This is a genomic window from Amycolatopsis xylanica (assembly GCF_900107045.1).
In the GTDB taxonomy this organism is placed as follows: Bacteria; Actinomycetota; Actinomycetes; order Mycobacteriales; family Pseudonocardiaceae; genus Amycolatopsis; species Amycolatopsis xylanica.
The window spans coordinates 878,814-896,109 of record NZ_FNON01000002.1 but is presented as its reverse complement, the minus strand read 5'-3'; the positions used below and the strand labels follow the sequence as shown (position 1 = coordinate 896,109).

General features: G+C 67.4%; 16 protein-coding genes and 1 pseudogene. 7 read left to right on the top strand and 10 right to left on the bottom strand.

Annotation, left to right across the window (positions count from 1 at the left end):
- Window positions 1-63 precede the first annotated feature (63 nt).
- Window positions 64-1,353, bottom strand: a complete 1,290-nt coding sequence (locus BLV57_RS12090; protein WP_091289108.1) for an acetyl-CoA C-acetyltransferase — start codon at window positions 1,351-1,353, stop codon at window positions 64-66.
- A gap of 93 nt (window positions 1,354-1,446) precedes the next feature.
- Here BLV57_RS12090 and BLV57_RS12085 point away from each other — a divergent pair, with 93 nt between their 5' ends.
- Both BLV57_RS12085 and BLV57_RS12080 read left to right on the top strand, forming a co-directional pair.
- Window positions 1,447-2,784 carry a 3-oxoacyl-ACP reductase gene (locus BLV57_RS12085; RefSeq protein ID WP_091288721.1) on the top strand — a complete coding sequence of 446 codons (1,338 nt, stop codon included), beginning with the start codon at window positions 1,447-1,449 and terminating at the stop codon, window positions 2,782-2,784.
- Window positions 2,784-3,626: a MaoC/PaaZ C-terminal domain-containing protein gene (locus BLV57_RS12080; protein ID WP_091289107.1), complete on the top strand. Its 843-nt coding sequence runs from the start codon at window positions 2,784-2,786 to the stop codon at window positions 3,624-3,626. The genes BLV57_RS12085 and BLV57_RS12080 overlap by 1 nt, the downstream gene beginning before the upstream one ends.
- On the opposite strand, the gene BLV57_RS12075 is transcribed toward BLV57_RS12080, so the two are convergent.
- A complete protein-coding gene (locus BLV57_RS12075; RefSeq protein ID WP_091288720.1) occupies window positions 3,609-4,274 on the bottom strand; it encodes a TetR/AcrR family transcriptional regulator in 666 nt (221 codons plus the stop codon). The two genes, BLV57_RS12080 and BLV57_RS12075, sit on opposite strands and share 18 nt — an antisense overlap.
- A gap of 158 nt (window positions 4,275-4,432) precedes the next feature.
- Between BLV57_RS12075 and BLV57_RS12070 the strand changes: the two are divergent.
- Window positions 4,433-4,768, top strand: a pseudogene (locus BLV57_RS12070) (SCP2 sterol-binding domain-containing protein); the annotation flags it as partial.
- Between the two features lie 164 nt (window positions 4,769-4,932).
- Window positions 4,933-5,424, top strand: a complete 492-nt coding sequence (locus BLV57_RS12065) for an SCP2 sterol-binding domain-containing protein (protein WP_245757305.1) — start codon at window positions 4,933-4,935, stop codon at window positions 5,422-5,424.
- Here the strand turns inward: BLV57_RS12065 and BLV57_RS12060 are convergent.
- The 3 genes from BLV57_RS12060 to BLV57_RS12050 are packed head-to-tail and all read right to left on the bottom strand — an operon-like array spanning window position 5,421 to window position 7,306.
- A complete protein-coding gene (locus BLV57_RS12060; protein ID WP_091288718.1) occupies window positions 5,421-5,885 on the bottom strand; it encodes an FxsA family protein in 465 nt (154 codons plus the stop codon). The genes BLV57_RS12065 and BLV57_RS12060 overlap by 4 nt on opposite strands.
- 6 nt (window positions 5,886-5,891) lie before the next feature.
- Window positions 5,892-6,419 (bottom strand): P-loop NTPase family protein, encoded by a 528-nt coding sequence (locus tag BLV57_RS12055; RefSeq protein WP_245757280.1) that lies wholly within the window; start codon window positions 6,417-6,419, stop codon window positions 5,892-5,894.
- Window positions 6,416-7,306 (bottom strand): MBL fold metallo-hydrolase, encoded by an 891-nt coding sequence (locus BLV57_RS12050; RefSeq protein ID WP_091288716.1) that lies wholly within the window; start codon window positions 7,304-7,306, stop codon window positions 6,416-6,418. The genes BLV57_RS12055 and BLV57_RS12050 overlap by 4 nt, the downstream gene beginning before the upstream one ends.
- Before the next feature lie 47 nt (window positions 7,307-7,353).
- Here BLV57_RS12050 and BLV57_RS12045 point away from each other — a divergent pair, with 47 nt between their 5' ends.
- The gene (locus BLV57_RS12045; protein ID WP_091288715.1) at window positions 7,354-8,661 is read left to right on the top strand and encodes a hypothetical protein; all 1,308 of its coding nucleotides are present in this window, start codon (window positions 7,354-7,356) and stop codon (window positions 8,659-8,661) included.
- Here the strand turns inward: BLV57_RS12045 and BLV57_RS12040 are convergent.
- The 5 genes from BLV57_RS12040 to pdhA form a co-directional block, all read right to left on the bottom strand.
- Window positions 8,621-10,555, bottom strand: coding sequence for an ABC transporter ATP-binding protein (locus BLV57_RS12040; RefSeq protein WP_425425986.1), 1,935 nt, complete (start codon window positions 10,553-10,555; stop codon window positions 8,621-8,623). The genes BLV57_RS12045 and BLV57_RS12040 overlap by 41 nt on opposite strands.
- A gap of 29 nt (window positions 10,556-10,584) precedes the next feature.
- Window positions 10,585-11,145 carry a TetR/AcrR family transcriptional regulator gene (locus BLV57_RS12035; protein WP_091288714.1) on the bottom strand — a complete coding sequence of 187 codons (561 nt, stop codon included), beginning with the start codon at window positions 11,143-11,145 and terminating at the stop codon, window positions 10,585-10,587.
- 129 nt (window positions 11,146-11,274) lie between these two features.
- The gene (locus tag BLV57_RS12030; protein WP_091288713.1) at window positions 11,275-12,654 is read right to left on the bottom strand and encodes a dihydrolipoamide acetyltransferase family protein; all 1,380 of its coding nucleotides are present in this window, start codon (window positions 12,652-12,654) and stop codon (window positions 11,275-11,277) included.
- A 4-nt stretch (window positions 12,655-12,658) separates the two neighbouring features.
- The gene (locus BLV57_RS12025) at window positions 12,659-13,657 is read right to left on the bottom strand and encodes an alpha-ketoacid dehydrogenase subunit beta (protein ID WP_091288712.1); all 999 of its coding nucleotides are present in this window, start codon (window positions 13,655-13,657) and stop codon (window positions 12,659-12,661) included.
- Window positions 13,657-14,865: a pyruvate dehydrogenase (acetyl-transferring) E1 component subunit alpha gene (pdhA, locus tag BLV57_RS12020; protein WP_091288711.1), complete on the bottom strand. Its 1,209-nt coding sequence runs from the start codon at window positions 14,863-14,865 to the stop codon at window positions 13,657-13,659. Before pdhA ends, BLV57_RS12025 begins: the two co-directional genes overlap by 1 nt.
- Window positions 14,866-15,215: 350 nt before the next feature.
- Here pdhA and BLV57_RS12015 point away from each other — a divergent pair, with 350 nt between their 5' ends.
- Complete coding sequence (locus tag BLV57_RS12015) at window positions 15,216-16,634, top strand: M20/M25/M40 family metallo-hydrolase (protein ID WP_091288710.1); 1,419 nt, start codon at window positions 15,216-15,218, stop codon at window positions 16,632-16,634.
- Window positions 16,635-16,692: 58 nt separating this feature from the next.
- Window positions 16,693-17,265 (top strand): ArsR/SmtB family transcription factor, encoded by a 573-nt coding sequence (locus BLV57_RS12010; protein ID WP_091288709.1) that lies wholly within the window; start codon window positions 16,693-16,695, stop codon window positions 17,263-17,265.
- Window positions 17,266-17,296: the final 31 nt, after the last annotated feature.

The window sequence follows — 17,296 nt, the reverse complement described above, 5'->3', positions numbered from 1 at the left end:
TAGACCTCGACCCCGACAAAACGCACTCGGGTTTTCCCCTGATTCGCTCTCAGGGTAATTCCCTTATCGCTCCAGAATCGCCGTGACGCCCTGCCCGCCCGCGGCGCAGATGGAGATCAAGCCACGGCCGGATCCCTTCTCGTGCAACAACTTCGCGAGCGTCGCGACGATACGGCCGCCCGTCGCGGCGAACGGGTGCCCCGCCGCGAGCGAGGACCCGTTGACGTTCAACTTCGCCCGATCGATTGACCCAAGGGGCGAATCCAAGTCAAGCTTCTCCTTGGCGAAAGCCGGGTCTTCCCAAGCCTTCAGAGTCGCGAGCACCTGAGACGCGAACGCCTCGTGGATCTCGTAGAAGTCGAAGTCCTGCAACGACAATCCCGCACGCGCGAGCATGCGCGGCACGGCGTACGCGGGCGCCATCAGCAACCCCTCGTCGCCGTGCACGTAGTCGACGGCCGCGGTCTGCGAGAACGTCAGATAAGCGAGCACCGGGAGCTTGTGCGCCTTGGCCCACTCATCGGTGCCGAGCAGCACAGCTGAAGCACCGTCTGACAGTGGCGTCGAGTTGCCCGCGGTCATAGTGCCTTCAGGGCCGCCGAAAGCGGGCTTGAGCTTGGCAAGCTTCTCGGCCGTTGAGTCCGCGCGCAGGTTCTGGTCGCGCGAGAGCTTAAGGAACGGCGTGACCAGGTCGTCGAAGAAGCCGTTGTCGTAAGCGGCAGCAAGCCTCTGGTGGCTTGTCGCGGCCAGCTCGTCCTGCGCCTCGCGGGTGATTTCCCAAACCTTAGCGGTCAGCGCGGCGTGCTCGCCCATCGAAAGCCCGGTACGCGGCTCGGAGTTACGCGGGATCTCCGGCACGATGTGGCCCGGCCGCAGCTTCGCGACCAGCTTCAAACGGTCGCCGAGCGTCTTGGCCGCGTTGAGCCGGACCAGGATCTGGCGCAGGTCGTCGTTGACGGCCAGCGGCGCGTCGCTCGTGGTGTCGACACCGCCCGCGATGGCCGAGTCGATCTGCCCGAGCGCGATCTTGTTGGCCACGTTGATGATCGCCTGCAGGCCGGTGCCGCACGCCATCTGCACGTCGGACGCGGGCGTCGCCGGGTTGAGGCGGCTGCCGAGCACGCTCTCCCGCGCGAGGTTGAAGTCCTTGGAGTGCTTGAGAACAGCGCCGGCCGCGACCTCGCCGATCACCTCGTCCTGCAGCGAGAAGCGGCTGACCAGCCCGTCGAGCGCCGCGGTGAACATGTCCTGGTTCGACGCCTTCGCGTACGGCCCGTTCGAGCGCGCGAAGGGGATCCGGTTGCCACCGATGATCGCGACCTTGCGGACCGCCGGAGCTTTCCTCGTGGCCATCGTGTTCACCTCTCTGGTCGTCCTGGTCACACTGTAACCTACTGCCGAGTAGGTTAGACTGCGAAGTGACGCACGCGGCACGGGAGGCAACTGATGGCTGACAGGTATCAGCAGTTCACGAAAACCCCGGTGGGGCGCTTCGTGGTGCCCAAGCTCGGCCTCCCGAACCCAGCGACCCTGCGTCGCTACAAGCCTGGCCAGCCCGCTCTAGAGGGTCCCGCACTTCTCGGCGCCGCGCCCGGTGGACGCCTTGAGAAGACGCTGAAGGACCAGCTCGCGGACGCCGGTATAGAGGTCGTCAGTAACCCGGTAGAGGAAAAGCATGCCGCGCTTGTCTTCGACGCGACCGGCGTGACGGACCCGAAGCAGCTGCGCGAGGTCTACAAGTTCTTCCACCCGGTGATCCGCAGCGTCGGCGCGTCCGGCCGGGTCGTCGTCCTCGGCACCCCGCCCGAGCTGGCCGAGGGCCGCGAGCGCATCGCTCAGCGCGCGCTCGAGGGTTTCGTGCGCTCGGTCGGCAAGGAACTCAAGCGCGGCGCGACCGCCCAGCTCGTCTACGTCGCCGAGGGCGCCGAAGAGGCGGCCGAGTCGACACTGCGCTTCCTGTTGTCGGCGAAATCGGCGTTCGTGGACGCGCAGGTCATCCGCGTCGGCACGCACACCAAGACCGCGACGGCGCCCGCGAACTGGGAAAAGCCGTTGGACGGCAAGGTCGCGCTGGTCACCGGCGCGTCGCGGGGTATCGGCGCGGCCATCGCCGAGGTGCTCGCCCGCGATGGCGCGCACGTCGTCGCGCTGGACATCCCCGCGCAGGGCGCGGACCTGTCGAAGGTGGCCAACAAGGTCGGCGGCTCCTCGCTGCAGCTCGACATCACCGCCGCCGACGCGCCCGAGAAGCTCGCCGAATACCTGACCACGCGGCATGACGGGGTCGACATCGTCGTGCACAACGCGGGCATCACCAGGGACAAGACGCTCGGCAACATGAACGAGGGCGGCTGGGACTCGGTCATCGCCGTCAACCTGGCGTCGCAGCTCGCGGTCAACGACAAGCTCATCGCGGACAAGGTGCTCAAGGACAACGGCCGGATCATCGGCGTCTCGTCGATCGCGGGCATCGCGGGCAACGTCGGCCAGACCAACTACGCCACCAGCAAGGCCGGTGTGATCGGCATGGTCAACGTCGGCGCCGCGGAGCTGGCCGAGTACGGCGGCACGATCAACGCCGTCGCGCCCGGGTTCATCGAGACCAAGATGACCGCGGCCGTGCCGCTGTTCATCCGCGAGGCCGGACGGCGCCTGGCCAGCCTCGGCCAGGGCGGCCTGCCGGTCGACGTGGCCGAAACCATCGCCTGGTACGCGAACCCGGCGTCGGCCGCGGTCAACGGCAACGTGGTCCGCGTCTGCGGCCAGGCACTGCTGGGGGCGTGATGAGCGTCAAGGAGCTCGACAGCACCCCGTCGCTTTCGTCGCTGTACCCGAAGGCCTTGCTCGGCAGCGTGTTCGGTTCCGAGGGCGATCGCTTGCCCAGTACGGAGTTCGTGCGCACCGGCGTGGTCGTCGATCCAGCGCATCTCGCGGCCTACAACCAGGTCTGCGGGTTCCGGCTGACCGACGAGTTACCCGCGACTTACCCGCACATTCTGGCGTTCCCGTTGCAGATGGCGCTGATGACCGAGCGGGACTTCCCGTTCGGGCTGCTCGGCATGGTGCACGTGGCGAACCGGATCACCCAGCATCGGCCGGTGCGTATCGACGAGACGTTCACACTGCGCGTGCGCGCGGAGAACCTGCGCCCGCACGAAAAAGGCCGCCAGTTCGACGTGATCAGCGAGCTCACGGTGCACGACAGTCCCGTGTGGACGGACGTGAGCACGTACCTGCGGCGTGGCGGCGGCTCGGGGTCCGGCCCGCGTGAGCAGCTCGCGGCGCCTTCGCCGAACGCGATCTGGCAGGTGCCAGGCGACATCGGCAGGCGCTACGCCGAGGTGTCCGGCGACCGCAACCCGATCCACCTGCACGCGGTCACCGCGAAGCTGTTCGGCTTCCCGTCGGCCATCGCGCACGGCATGTGGACCAAGGCGCACAGCCTGGCGGCGTTCGAAGGCAGGCTGCCGGAGGCGTTCACGATCGACGTGCGCTTCAAGCAGCCGGTGCTGCTGCCCGCGAAGGCGGCGTTCACCTCATGGCACACCGACGAAGGCTGGGCCTTCGAGCTGTGGAACGCCCGGAAGCCGAAGCCGCACCTCGAAGGCTCAATTGTCCGTCTCTGACGGCTTCCAGACCTGACCCTCGACCAGGTCGTTGAACCCGAGCCAGACGAGGTTCATCAACCAGGACGCGAGCACGCCGTCGGAGACGTCGGGGTGATCGAGTGCCCAGTCGGCGAGCGACTCGGCCCCGCCGACCAGCGCGGCCGAGAGGCCTTCGCCGGAGAACTCGGCCTGCTGCCCGAGCCCCTTCTGCGTGCCAGCGGAAACGACCAGCGCCGCAACGAGCTCGATCGCGCGCGTGCGCATGTCGACGACCTCGGCCGCGAACGCGCCGCCGACGGTCAGCGCCTGGCGGTGCAGCACGGTCCACGACTCGCGATAGTCCGCGACGAACCGGTAGAACGCGCGCAGGCCGTGCCACAGCTGCATGTCCGGCGGCAGATCGGGGTGCACGCCAGCCTGGACGGCTTCGAGCAGTCGCGTCGCCTCGCGGCGGATGCACTGGCCGAAGAGATCTTCCTTGGAGCCGAGGTAGGTGTAGATCATCGGCTTGGAGACGCCTGCGACCTCGGAGATCTCGTCCATCGACGCGGAGTGGTAGCCGTAGCGCGAGAAAACCTGCACGGCGGCGTCCAGAATCTGCCGCTCACGCACCGCGCGCGGCAGGCGCCTCGCCCGTTCGGGTGGACGTTGTACTTCCTCGGACACCAGGGACCTCCTTCATGCAAGGGACAAAGCTACCGGTCATTCGATGCCGAATGGGTCTCCGGCTCGCTTGCCGTCCCTACCTACTCGCGCGTAGCCTTACGCGTGAGTAGGTTGTAAGGGTGGGCAAGACTGACGACGCCAAGGTGACCCGTGCCGAACTCGATGAGATCTTCGACCGGATGGACGCGCACCTCGACCGTGACCGTGCGCGGGAGCTGGACGTGGTAGTCCGCTGGCGGCTCACCGGCGGATCAGGTGAAGGCGGCTACGACCGCTACGAGACCGTGCTGGCGGACGGCGCCTGCAAGGTGCGCCGCGAGATGGGCGAGCGGCCGAGGGTGACCATCACGCTCGCGCCGTCCGATTTCCTCAAGCTGGTCACCCGTCAAGCGACCCCGGCTGTGCTATTTGTCACCGGAAAGATCAAAGTCAAAGGTGACCTGGCTTTCGCGGCCGGTTTAAGCGGTTTCTTCCAGCTTCCGAAACCGGAATGAATCTCCTAGACTCCGATCCCGTGCCCTCCCGAGGAGAAGTAAGGACCTGGCGGCAGCGCTTTTCGCGCCCGCTGAGGGCTACCGCGGCCCGCATCGGCGGCCAGCACGCCGTCAACGCCTTCGCCCAGAAGATCGACCTGGCCAAGCTGACGCCGGAGCAGTTCATGCAGGTGCTGGAAACCTTGCACATGCTCGGAAGTACCGGTTCCGGCGTCGAGCTCAGCTCACTGTCCACCGAGGTGCTCGTCGACATCGTCAGCCGCGCCTCCCGCGAGCAGATCAAGGCCATCGCCGATCACCCCGAGTTGCGCGGCGTATTCCTCGACGAGATTTTCCGCCGAATGTCCGACCAATTCATGGAGGACAAAGCCAGGCACGTCAACTTCGTCGTGTCGTGGAGATTTCTCGACGGTTCCGGCGAAGACGGCTTCGATCGTTTTCAGACGGTCATCGAGGACGGCGTCTGCGTTTCCAGCGTCGATCTCGGCCGCGCCCCCGACACCACGATCACGCTTTCCGTCGAGGATTTCATCCGCATGGCCACCGGCAACGCGGCGGTCGCGGCCATGTTCGTCACCGGCAAGGTGAAGGTGAAGGGCGAGTACGCGCCCGCGGTCCGCTTCAGCAGCTACTTCGACATCCCGAAGCCGGTTTAGCCTTCGACGATCCGGCCCTCGATGACGGGGTGCGACTGGGCGGGCTTCGGCTCGGACACGACCTCGGAGTCGACGATCACCACGGGGCCGCGCTGGCTGTTGACGTGCGCCATCATGCGGCGCTCCATGCGCTTGAGCCACATCTTGCGCGCGACCGCGCGGGTGGGCGGGAGCAGGAGGAGCAGGCCGAAGACGTCGCTGACGAAACCGGGCAGCATGATCAGCAGGCCGCCGAGGCCGATGAGCATGCCGTCGGTGACCTCGGCGTGGGTCGAGCGGCCGGAGCGGGCGGTCTCCATGAAGGCGCGGGCGGCCTTGCCGCCTTCGCGGCGGGCGAGCCAGGAGCCGAGGAAGGCGCCTGCCAGCAGGAGTGCGATCGTGCCGAGCACACCCACGGCTGAGCCGACCGCCCAGACGGCGGCGACTTCGGCGAGGACATAGAGCAGGAACGCGACAGCCATACTCACTCAACGCACGGCGTGCCCGTTTTGCTCCCGAAGCCGTCTGAGCAGCAGTTTCGCCTCGCGAGGCGAGGTGACGAGCAGTTGCCTGGCGTGCGACGCGTGCTCCCGCAGGCCATCGGTGACCCGCTCACGGGAATCGAGGTCCCAGCGCCACACCCAGCGGAGGAACTCGGGGTCCAGGCGCTCGACGCAGCCGGGTGCCGGGCCTGTTCTGCCGAAGCGGCGGGCCGTGCGGACCAGGACTCGCCGCATCCGGATGCGGCGTGGGAGGTCCAAGAAGATAACTGTGTCGGCTAGCGGCAGGCGGATGTCCATGGTGCTGCTGTAGTTGCCGTCGATGATCCAGCGGTCGTGCGCGACCAGTTCTTCCTGGCGGGCGCGGAATTCCGGGAGTGGCAGCTGGGTCCAGCCCGGTTGCCAGTACAGCTCGTCGAGATGGGTCACCGGGAGTCCGGTGGCCTGGCCGAGCCGATCGGCGAACGTGGTCTTGCCGGAACCACTGCCGCCGATCACCGCTACGCGGCGCATCATCGGCCGAAGGGGGACGTGATCTGCCAAGCGACAGGAAGTTCGACGTCGGCCTCTTGGCTGAGCAGGAAGTCCATCGACTTCGTGAGGTCGTCGGCGAAGTACGGCAACGGGACGAGTGGCCGGTCGAGCGGGCGGAAGAAGTCGTCCCAATGGATCGGGACCACCTTGCGCGCGCCGACCGTGGCGACGATCTCGCGCCACAGCGTCGAGCGGAACTCGTCCGACTGCTTGCCCATGCCGCCGATGCCCAGGTAGACGACCTCGGCTTCGTAGCCGTCGAGCGCGCCGGGCACCCAGCCCGCGCTGCCGTTGACCACGATGCCGCGATCGTCGTATCCGATGTGGACGGTGTAGCACTCGCCCATCTCGTACGCGCCGAGCCGAGCCGGCGGCGTCAGGGGTTCCGAGATCACTCCGGGCGCGACCGGTTTCGGGCTGTGTTCGGACGGCAGGAGGGTGACGGTGAAGCGGCCGAACTTCAGCGGTTCGCCGTGCGCGGGGGTCTGGATCCTGTCCGCGGGGAGGCCTTGGCCGAGCGCGATGTTCGCGGTCGAGGTCGAGCCGATGACCTGGGCACCGGTCAGCGACGCGACCAGCGGCGTGTCCATCGCGTGGTCGTAGTGGGAGTGGACGGCGATCACGGCGGCCAGCTCCGAGACGCCCGCGCGCTCGAGCGAGCGGGTGACCACCGCGCGGTTCGGGCCGATCTTGCTGGTCAGGGCCTTGAGTTTGCCGGGACGGCTGAAGAAGCCGTCGGTCATGATGGCCGTTTCGCCGTCGTCGAAGAGCAGGGTCGACACACCGAGGAAGGTCACCCGCAGGCTGCCGTCCGATGGCTTTTCGCGGGGGTACGGGCTGAGGTCCGGACGGCTGAACGGGGTCTTCATCGTGAAGATCCTGCCGGGTGGACGGGTGTCCCGCTACCGTCTCGGTCGTGTCTGACTGGGTCCGTTATCTGCTGCTCGGCCTCGCGGTCGTCGCGGCGGCCGCTGTGGTGTTCGGCCATCTCAAGCGGCATCGGGTGCCGCTGCCGCTGCCGACGGTTTCGTTGCCGGCGGGGATCGCGCGGTCGGTGTTCGGCTGGCTGATTCTTTCGATCACGGTCGCGGCCGGGACGGTCGGCGGGCTGCTCTGGGTGCTGGGGTGGCCGAAGTTCCCGTCCTCCACGAGTTTCAGCACGACGGAGATCCTTGATCTGCTGAAGATCGGGCTCGCGGTGGTCGCCGGGTTCGGCGGAGTGGTGCTGCTGGCGATCAACTTCCGTAAGCAGCGGGTCGCCGAGGATGAACACGATCTCGCGATCGAACGCGCTGATCGCGAGGTCACCCAGGGCTTCAACGAACGGTTCGGCGCGGCGGCCGAGCAGCTCGCGCACGCCAGTGCCGCGGTGCGGATGGCGGGTGTCTACGCGATGGCCGGGCTCGCCGACGACTGGAAGGTGAAACGGCAGGTGTGCGTCGATGTCCTCTGTGGCTATCTCCGGATGCCTCAGGATGACGACGACGAACGCGAAGAGATGGTGAGTGACGCGATCATGCGAACCATCCGCGACCGTACGACACCAGGCACCTTTGGATTCACTGATTGGCTCGAGACCGACTTCGACTTCACCGGAATCGAGTTCAAGGACTTGGATCTGAGCGGGCTGCTCTTCGGAGGCACCGTGACCTTCGATCGCGCGACCTTCACCGGCGAGCTGACCTCATTCGCTCGCACCGAATTCGCCGGGAAGCTGAGCTGCCACGGAACGACTTTCGCTGCCAAGCAGACGAATTTCACCAGAGTGACCGGGAGCAGGATGGAGTTCGTCGGCGCCGAGTTCACGTCGCCGAAGATCGACTTGTCCGGGATGGAACTGGATGGCGTCGGCATCTATTTCTACCGGTCGCGGTTCCGCGACACCGAGATCGACTTTTCGGGGCTGGACATCGAGACCGGCGGGCTGATCATCGAGCAGTGCGAGTTCGAGCGCAGCGACCTCAACCTCTCGCTGCTCAACACCGTCGTGCTGCAGAAGTTCGGCAGGCTGGCGATCGACGGTTGCCGGTTCACCGGCGGGCTGCTGGATCTGAGCGACGTCGGTGATCCGCCACGGCTGGCGCGGCTGGTGAACAACCGGTTCGCCGACACGGAGATCAGGGGCTCGGCGCCGTGGTTCGATTGGCGGGACAACGAGGTCATCGGCACCGAGCCCCCTTGGGCTACTTCGCCTCCTCCAGATAAGCCGCGGCCTGGAGGGTGAACAGCTTCGCGTACTCGCCGCCCTGCGCCATCAGCTCGTCGTGCGTGCCCGATTCGGCCAGCTTGCCCAGCTCCAGCAACAGGATCTTCTCCGCCTGACGCACCGTCGAGAACCGGTGCGAGATGTAGAGCGTCGTCCGGCCGGCGGCCAGCTCGCGCAAGCGCGCGAACAGGTCGTGCTCGGCCTGGGCGTCCAGCGCCGAGGTCGGCTCGTCGAGCAGGAGAATCGGCGCGTTCCTGATGAACGCCCTGGCCAGTGCGATCTTCTGCCACTCGCCGCCGGACAGGCTGACGCCTTGGTCGAACCAGCGGCCGAGCGGGCTGTCGTAGCCGCTGGGCAGGCGTTCGATCCGGTCCGAAGCGCCGGCACGGCGTGCGGAGTCCTCGATCAGCTCGCGGTCTTCCAGGTGGTTCAGGTCGCCGAGGCCGATGTTCTCGGCCGCGGTGCCTTGGTAGGTCACGTAATCCTGGAACATCGCGCTCATCCGCTCGCGCAGTTCGTCGGGGTCGAACTCGCGGATGTCGACGCCGTCGAGCAGGATCCGGCCGCCGGTCGGGTCGTAGAGCCGGCACAGCAGCTTGAACAACGTCGACTTGCCTGCGCCGTTCTTGCCGACCACGGCGACCGTCTCACCTGGCTTGATCTCGAAACTCACGTTGTCCAGCGCGGGTTCGTCCGCGCCGGGATAGCTGAACGAGACCCCGTCGAAGACGATGTGGCCCTCGACCGTGGACGGCAGCCGTTGCGGCTTCGGTGGCGCGACGATCTCCGGCTCAGTGGCGAGGAACCTGTACAGCGTGTCGAGGTAGAGATTGTTCTCGTACATTCCGGAGAACGCGGTGAACAGGCCGGAGACCGAGGTCTGCACGGACGTCGCCGCGGCCGTGTACAACGCCAGGTCACCGAGTGTCAGGCGCCCGCCGACGGCCTCCAGCGCGATGTACAACGCGATCGCCGACCCGACGAAGGTGCTCAACAACCCCCAGGACGTTGAGCTGATGCTCCGGTTGCGGGTCAGTTTGCGCTGGCGTTCATAGGAAACGGCACCGAGCTGGCGGAACCGCTCGACGAAGTACGGGCCGAGCCCGAAGAGCTTGGTCTCCTTGGCATAGGTGTCCGTGGTGACCAAAGTGGACAGATAGTCCATCCGCCGCTTCAACGGCGACATCATCACGGTCAGCCAGAACGCGCGTGAGCCGTACTTGGACTGGGAGATGAACGCGGGCACCGGCGCCAGCAACGCGACCAGCGCGAGCAACGGGCTGACCGAGACGAGCAGCGCGATCATGCTGCTGAACGTGATCGTCGTACGGACCAGGCCGAGTGCGGAGTTCATCATCGACAGCGGGCGGGACGGCGCTTCCTGGGCGGCCTGGCGCAGCATGTCGTAGGACTCGGACCCCTCGAAGTACGACAGGTGCAGCTCGCTCGCGTGCCGCATCACCTGGTGCCGGATGCTCAGCGTCATCCGTTCCTGCAGCAGTGATTGGCTGATCTGGGTCAGCGCCTGGCAGACCGCGGTCAGCGTGAGCACACCGAACTCCAGCGCGGCGACGCCGACGATCGCGCCGGTCGTGCCCTTGCCCTGGATCGCCGCGACGACCGAGTCGATCAGGAGCTTGGAGACGTACGCGGTGATCGTCGGGGTCAAGCCCGAGACGATGGTGATGACCGCGATCGTGATGGTCAGCACCGGGCTGGCCTGCCACGTCAGCTTCGCGACCTTCGGCAGGCCGCGCACCGTGCCCGTGACGGATTCGCGCATGCGCTTGAAGCGGGAGCGCAGGTCCTTGGGCTCGTCGTCCCGTTTGGGCTCGGGGATGTCGACCGGGCCGGTCAGCCCGCTGTCCGGCACCGTCGAGACGCGGCGACGCCGAGCGCGCCTGCCGAGCATGAATTCGATACCGCCGCCACCGCCCGGGATCATTCAGCCTCCAGCGCGCCGTGCAGGAAAACGTCGATGAGCTGCTTGGCCGTCGGGCCGTCGGGAAACGAGCGCGCTTGCATCATCATCATGGAGAGGAACAACGCGGCCGCTTGGTCGACGGGGACGCGCAGGGACTCCCGCTCCGGTTCGAAGAGTTCGGCGATGGCGGCGCGCATGGCGTCCGTCGACTCCTGGCGGGCACTCTTGCGCGGGCGCTCGCCGCGATGGTGCGGGCGGCCGGAGTGGAACAGCGCGGACATGACCGCGCCCATTCGCTGCAGATGCGCGTACATCACCTCGGCCGCCTCGACGAGCCGGGTTTCGAGCGGCTGGTCGAGCGGGATCTCGGCGATGACGCTGAGCGCCGCGTCCGGCCGGAGTGCTTCGGTCATGCAGGCGTCGATGAGTTCGTCCTTGTCCTTGAAGACGCGGAAGATCGTGCCTTCGCCGATGCAGGCCGCCTTCGCGATCTGGCTGGTGGTGATGGCGGTGCCGTGTTCGATCAGCAGTGGCAGGACCGAGCGGACGATCATGTCCCGCCGGTCCCCTGGACTCATGCCCGGCGCTCTACGCCGGGTACTGGTTTCGTTCATGCTCTCCAAGCTACGGAGTGAGCGCTCACTCCGTCAAATGGATAAAACAAAGCGGGCCACATCCCGGGGGATATAGCCCGCTTTGTCCCGGTTCTAGTAGGTGATGGCGACCGCGGGGTCGGCGAGGAGCGCGCCGACGTCGGCCAGGAACTCGGAGCCCTGCTGGCCGTCGACCACGCGGTGGTCGAAGCTCAGCGAGAGCTGGAGCACCTTGCGGACCTTGATCTCACCGTCGACCACCCACGGGGTGTCCTTGATCGCGCCGAGGCACAGGATCGCGGACTCGCCGGGGTTGATGATCGGGGTGCCGGTGTCGACGCCGAAGACGCCGACGTTGGTGATCGTGATGGTCCCGTTCGCCATGTCCGCAGGGGACGTCTTGCCTTCACGGGCCGTCTCGGTGAGCTGCGTCAGCGCGACCGCGAGCTCCTTGAGTGACATCGCGTCGGCGTCGCGGACCTTGGGCACGATGAGCCCGCGCGGCGTGGCCGCGGCGATCCCGAGGTGCACATAGTCCTTGTAGACGATCTCCTGCGCGGCCTCGTCCCACACCGCGTTGACGTCCGGAGTGCGCTTCGCGGCCAGGCAGACCGCCTTCGCGGCGAAGGTCAGCGGGGTGACCTTGACGCCCGCGAACTCGCGCGACTTCTTCAGCTTCTCGCGGAACTCCATCATCGGCGTGACGTCGATGGTCAGGAACTCCGTGACGTGCGGTGCGGTGTACGCGCTCTGCACCATCGCGGCCGCGGTCGCCTTGCGGACACCCTTGACGGGCACCCGGCGTTCCCGGCTGGACGGGTCCACAGTGGACTGCTCGACCGGCAGCGTGCCCGCCGAGCCGTTGGCGGCCAGGTGCACGTCCTCGCGGGTGATCACGCCACCCGCCGCCGTGCCGGTCAGCGCGTGGAGGTCGACGCCGAGGTCCTTGGCGAGCTTGCGCACCGGCGGCTTGGCCAGCGGCACATACCCACCCTTGACCGGCGCGGCCGGAGCGGCTGGTACCGGTGATTGCCCGAAAGTGGCTTTCGTCAGATCAGACCTGACGGAAGTGGCTTTCGGGGTATCGGACGTGACGGAAGTGGCTTCCGGGCTTTTTCGAGCGCGGCGCTTGGTGACGACCGCCTTGGAGCCGTAGCCGACCAGCGGCTTCATCTCCTCTTCGGCGGGGGCTTCTTCGGCGGGCGAGGCGGCGGGGGTGGGCGTGGCCGCGGGGGCCGCCGCGCCGCCGGGGTCGACGTCCATGGTCAGGATCGGCGTGCCGACCTCGACCGTCTGGCCCGGCTCGACGTGCAGCTCGGTGATCACGCCTGCCCACGGGATCGGCAGCTCGACGGCCGCCTTCGCGGTCTCGATCTCGACGACGATCTGGTTGACCTTGACCTCGTCGCCCGGCTTGACGTGCCAGTTGAGGATGTCGGCCTCGGTCAGGCCTTCGGCCGTGTCCGACAGCGGGAACTGCTTGTACGTAGGCATTCCGTCACCAGCCCAGCGAACGGTCGACGGCGTGCAGCACCCGGTCGAGGTCGGGGAGGTAGTGCTCCTCGAGCTTCGCGGGCGGGTACGGCGTGTCGAATCCGGTCACCCGCAGCACGGGCGCTTCCAGCGAGTAGAAGCACTCCTGCTGCACGCGCGCGGCGATCTCCGAGGTCAGCGAGGACTCCGAAGGCGCCTCGCTGAGCGCGATGAGACGGCCGGTCTTGCGCACCGACTCGAACACCGGGCCCAGGTCCAGCGGCGAGAGCGTGCGCAGGTCGATGACCTCGAGCGACTTGCCCTCCTCCTCGGCGGCGGTGGCCGCGTCGAGCGCGACCTTCACCGACGGGCCGTACGCGACCACGGTCACCGAGTCGCCGGGCCGCACGACGCGGGACTTGAACAGCGGGTCGGGCGTGGCGGTGGTGTCGACCTCGGTGCGCATGGCGCCCGAGTGGTACAGCCGCTTCGGCTCGAAGAACAGGATCGGGTCGTCGGAGTCGATGGCCTGCTGGATGCCCCAGTACGCGTCGACCGCGTTGGAGACCGCGACCACCTTGAGGCCCGCGACGTGCGCGAACAGCGATTCGGGGGACTCGGAGTGGTGCTCGACCGCGCCGATGCCGCCGCCGAACGGCACCCGGATCACGATGGGCATCTTGACCTTGCCCTGCGTCCGGTAGTGCAGCTTCGCGACCTGGCTGACGATCTGGTCGAAGCCGGGGAAGATGAAGCCCTCGAACTGGATCTCGCACACCGGGCGGAACCCGCGCACGGCCAGGCCGACCGCGGTGCCGATGATGCCCGACTCGGCCAGCGGCGTGTCCAGCACGCGCTGCTCGCCGAAGTCCTTCTGCAGGCCGTCGGTGATGCGGAAGACGCCACCGAGCTTGCCGACGTCCTCGCCCATGACGATGACCCGGTTGTTGGCCTCCATCGAGCGGCGAAGACCGAGGTTGATCGCCTTGCCGATGGTCAGTTTCTGAATGTCTTCGTTGGCCATCAGTGCTCACCCGCCGCTGCGAAGCCGTCGAGGTAGGAGAGGAACTCTTCACGCTGCGCGTCCAGCACCGGCGAGTTCTCGGCGTAGACGTTCGAGAAGATCCGCTCGGGCGGCGGTTCCGGCATGTTGAAGCAGTAGTCGCGCAGGTCGGCGGCGAACGCGTCCGCGTCGGCCTGCACCTGGTCGAAGAACTCGTGGTCGGCGCCGCCGTTGCGGGCGAGGTAGGCCCGCACGCGCTCGATCGGGTCCTTGAGCTTCCACTCCTCCAGCTCGTCGGAGAGCCGGTAGCGGGTGGGGTCGTCGGTGGTGGTGTGCGCGTCCATCCGGTAGGTGAACGCCTCGATCAGCACCGGGCCGTTGCCGTGCCTGCACTCCTCGAGCGCCCAGCGGGTGACCGCGAGGCAGGCGAGCACGTCGTTGCCGTCGACCCGGATGCCGGGGAAGCCGTAGCCGCGGGCGCGCTGGTACAGCGGCAGGCGCGACTGGCGCTCGGTCGGCTCGGAGATGGCCCACTGGTTGTTCTGGCAGAAGAACACGAGCGGCGCGTCGTAGACCGCGGCCCAGACGAAGCCCTCGTGGACGTCGCCCTGGCTGGTGGCGCCGTCGCCGAAGTACGTGACCGTCGCTTCGCCGTTGTCGTCGCCGACCTTGCCGTCGAACTTCTGGCCCATCGCGTACCCGGTGGCGTTGAGCACCTGGTTGCCGATCACGATGCAGTACGGGTGGAAGCCGTGCTCCTTGTAGTCCCAGCTGCTGTGATCGGTGCAGCGGAAGATGCCGAGCACCTCTTTGAGGTCGACACCGCGGGTGTACGCGACGCCGTGCTCGCGGTAGCTGGGGAACGCCATGTCGCCCTTGCGCATCGCGCGCCCGGAGCCGATCTGCGCGGCCTCCTGGCCCAGCAGCGGGACCCAGATGCCCAGCTGGCCCTGGCGCTGCATCGCGTTGGCTTCACGGTCGGCGCGGCGGACGAGCACCATGTCGCGGTAGAGACCGCGCAGCGCTTCGTCGTCGATGTCCGCGATGTACGGGTCGAACTGCGACGAGTGGACGCGTTCGCCTTCGGGGGTCAGCAGCTGAGTGAGCTCTTCCCCACCTTCGCTGGTTGCTCGCAAACCGGCTATCACCTGCTCCGGGGATGGTTGGGCGGCTTCGGCGGCCGGCCCGGCCCCAGGCTCCGGGTGCGTCCACTGTTCGGGGGACGACATGCGCTTGTCTCCTTGATGTCGGTTGCCGCGCGGCCGCTTGTGGCGGCCACTACGACTTCACCGTCGGCGACCTGCGCATTCGGTCCTGAAGCGCTAGAGCCACCGTCGGCGTTGACGGTTCACGCGCACATCCTGGCATGCCGACGGCGCTTTTGGTGAGCCAGGGATGCTGATTTGTTGCTGAGAAACCGGGGCTGAGCAGCGAAAATGCTCGGACACCCGACCATGGGGCTGCCGAGGGTTCGTCACCTCACCTGCGGTCGTGAGCGTTCATGACCGTGCGAACGGGCATCGTCACTCACGACTCCTGAAGGGTTCGTGACCTCCGTCACCGTGGCAGGATGGCGGGCGTGGAGCAGAAAACCGTACGCGAAACCGTCCTGACCAACTGGACGGACGCGGTGTTGCCGAGTCTGTCCGGCCTGGTGGAGATCCCTGCCCTGTCGCCGGCGTTCGACGCTTCGTGGCAGGCCAGCGGCAAGCTGATGGCCGCCATCGAACACGTCCGGGAGTGGATCACCTCCCGGAACCTGCCCGGCGCGAAGCTGGACATCATCCAGCTCGGCGAGCGGACCCCGGTGCTGATCGTCGACGTCCCGGCCACCCCCGGCGCCGAAGACAAGGGCACGGTGCTCCTTTATGGACACCTCGACAAGCAGCCGCCGGTCGGTGGCTGGTCCGAGGGGCTCGACCCGTGGAAGCCGGTGATCCGCGACGGCAGGCTCTACGGCCGCGGCGCCGTCGACGACGGCTACTCCGGCTACGCGGCGACGACCGCGCTGGAAGCCGTGCACGCTGGTGGCGGCGCGCACGCGCGTTCGGTCATCCTGCTGGAGACCGCCGAGGAGTCCGGCAGCCCTGACCTGCCCGCGTACATGGAGCACCTGAGCGAGCGGCTCGGCAACGTGTCGCTGGTCGTCTGCCTCGACGCGGGTGGCTCCGACTACGACCGGCTCTGGCTGACCACCGCGCTGCGCGGCATGCTGCACCTGTCGGTCACCGTGCGCGTGCTCGACTCCGCCCAGCACTCCGGCATGGCGAGCGGTGTCGTGCCGAGCTCGTTCCGGATCCTGCGGCAGCTGCTCGACCGCATCGAAGACTCCGCGACCGGCGAGATCAAGCTCGGCGAGCTGAGCGTCGAGATCCCGGCGAACCGGCTCGCCGAGGCCGAGGGGCTGGTGGCGATCGCGCCCGGCCGCATCAAGACGATCTTCCCGCTGGTCGAGGGCATGCGCCCGGTTGCGGACGACGACCTGGAGCTGATCCTCAACAACACCTGGCGGCCGACGCTGTCGGTCATCGGCGCCTCCGGAATGCCGGAGCCCGCCGACGCCGGCAACGTGCTGCGCGACTCGACGACGTTGACGCTGAGCTTCCGTCTCCCGCCGACGGCCGACGCTCAAGCCGCCATGACCGCGTTGAAGAAGGTCCTCACCGAGGACGTGCCGTACGGCGCGAAGGTCACGCTGGAGGACGTCCAGGCCGAGAACGGCTGGAACGCGCCCGCCGAGGCGCCGTGGCTGACCAAGGCGCTGGAGCAGGTCAGCGCCGACGTGTTCGGGCAGCCGCACGGCAGCGCGGGCATGGGCGGCTCGATCCCGTTCATGGGCCTGCTGGGCGAGCTCTACCCGGAAGCCCAGTTCCTGGTCACCGGCGCCTGCGGGCCCGACTCGAACATCCACGTCCCCGACGAGTGGCTGAACATCGAGTTCGCGAAGCAGGTCACCGAGGCCGTCGCCTACCTGCTGGACGCGCACGCTCAGGGATGACCCTGAACTTGCACAGAAACCTTTGCACAGGTTTCTGTGCACGCGTTAGCTTGGAGTCGTGACCGGACCGCCGCAGCCAGAAGAGATCACCGACCCCGGTGTGCTCAAGGCGATGACGCACCCGTTGCGCCGTCGCATCCTGGACGAACTCCGCGGCGGCCCGGCCACGGCCACCACACTCGCCAAAGCACTCGGCGAGAACACCGGCGCCACCAGCTATCACCTGCGTGAGCTCGCCAAGCACGGTTTCGTCGAAGACGTGCCCGAGCTCGCCAAGGGCAAGCAACGCTGGTGGCGCGCCAAACCGCGCGATCTCCGCTGGGCGCCTCTCAGCAGGCAAAGCGACGAGATGCGCGCGGTCTTCGAGGAGACCTATCAGCGCGCGTTCGCTGAGGATCTCGATGAAATGGCCGCTTTCCATGCCCAGCGTGACTCGATGGGCGAGTGGGCCGATCATTTTCTCTTCTCACGCGGCGGGGTCCGCCTGACGCCCGATGAACTCGTGCGCTTCTGGCAGGAGTACATCGAGCTGCTCAAAACGTATTGGCGACCCGACGACGAGATCCCGCCGGAAGCGCGGGAGATCGTCGTCCGCTGGGTCGCCTTTCCCAAGCCGGACAGGGAGGAATAGCACCACGGTGCTCGCCGGGCGGCCACCCGGC

What these genes read in the sequence shown, in the direction of transcription:
- BLV57_RS12090 (WP_091289108.1), bottom strand. Translation starts at nt 1,353, where the DNA reads ATGGCCACGAGGAAAGCTCCGGCGGTCCGCAAGGTCGCGATCATCGGT.
- BLV57_RS12085 (WP_091288721.1), top strand. Translation starts at nt 1,447, where the DNA reads ATGGCTGACAGGTATCAGCAGTTCACGAAAACCCCGGTGGGGCGCTTC.
- BLV57_RS12080 (WP_091289107.1), top strand. Translation starts at nt 2,784, where the DNA reads ATGAGCGTCAAGGAGCTCGACAGCACCCCGTCGCTTTCGTCGCTGTAC.
- BLV57_RS12065 (WP_245757305.1), top strand. Translation starts at nt 4,933, where the DNA reads ATGCAGGTGCTGGAAACCTTGCACATGCTCGGAAGTACCGGTTCCGGC.
- BLV57_RS12060 (WP_091288718.1), bottom strand. Translation starts at nt 5,885, where the DNA reads ATGGCTGTCGCGTTCCTGCTCTATGTCCTCGCCGAAGTCGCCGCCGTC.
- BLV57_RS12055 (WP_245757280.1), bottom strand. Translation starts at nt 6,419, where the DNA reads ATGATGCGCCGCGTAGCGGTGATCGGCGGCAGTGGTTCCGGCAAGACC.
- BLV57_RS12050 (WP_091288716.1), bottom strand. Translation starts at nt 7,306, where the DNA reads ATGAAGACCCCGTTCAGCCGTCCGGACCTCAGCCCGTACCCCCGCGAA.
- BLV57_RS12040 (WP_425425986.1), bottom strand. Translation starts at nt 10,555, where the DNA reads ATGCTCGGCAGGCGCGCTCGGCGTCGCCGCGTCTCGACGGTGCCGGAC.
- BLV57_RS12035 (WP_091288714.1), bottom strand. Translation starts at nt 11,145, where the DNA reads ATGAGTCCAGGGGACCGGCGGGACATGATCGTCCGCTCGGTCCTGCCA.
- BLV57_RS12030 (WP_091288713.1), bottom strand. Translation starts at nt 12,654, where the DNA reads ATGCCTACGTACAAGCAGTTCCCGCTGTCGGACACGGCCGAAGGCCTG.
- BLV57_RS12025 (WP_091288712.1), bottom strand. Translation starts at nt 13,657, where the DNA reads ATGGCCAACGAAGACATTCAGAAACTGACCATCGGCAAGGCGATCAAC.
- pdhA (WP_091288711.1), bottom strand. Translation starts at nt 14,865, where the DNA reads ATGTCGTCCCCCGAACAGTGGACGCACCCGGAGCCTGGGGCCGGGCCG.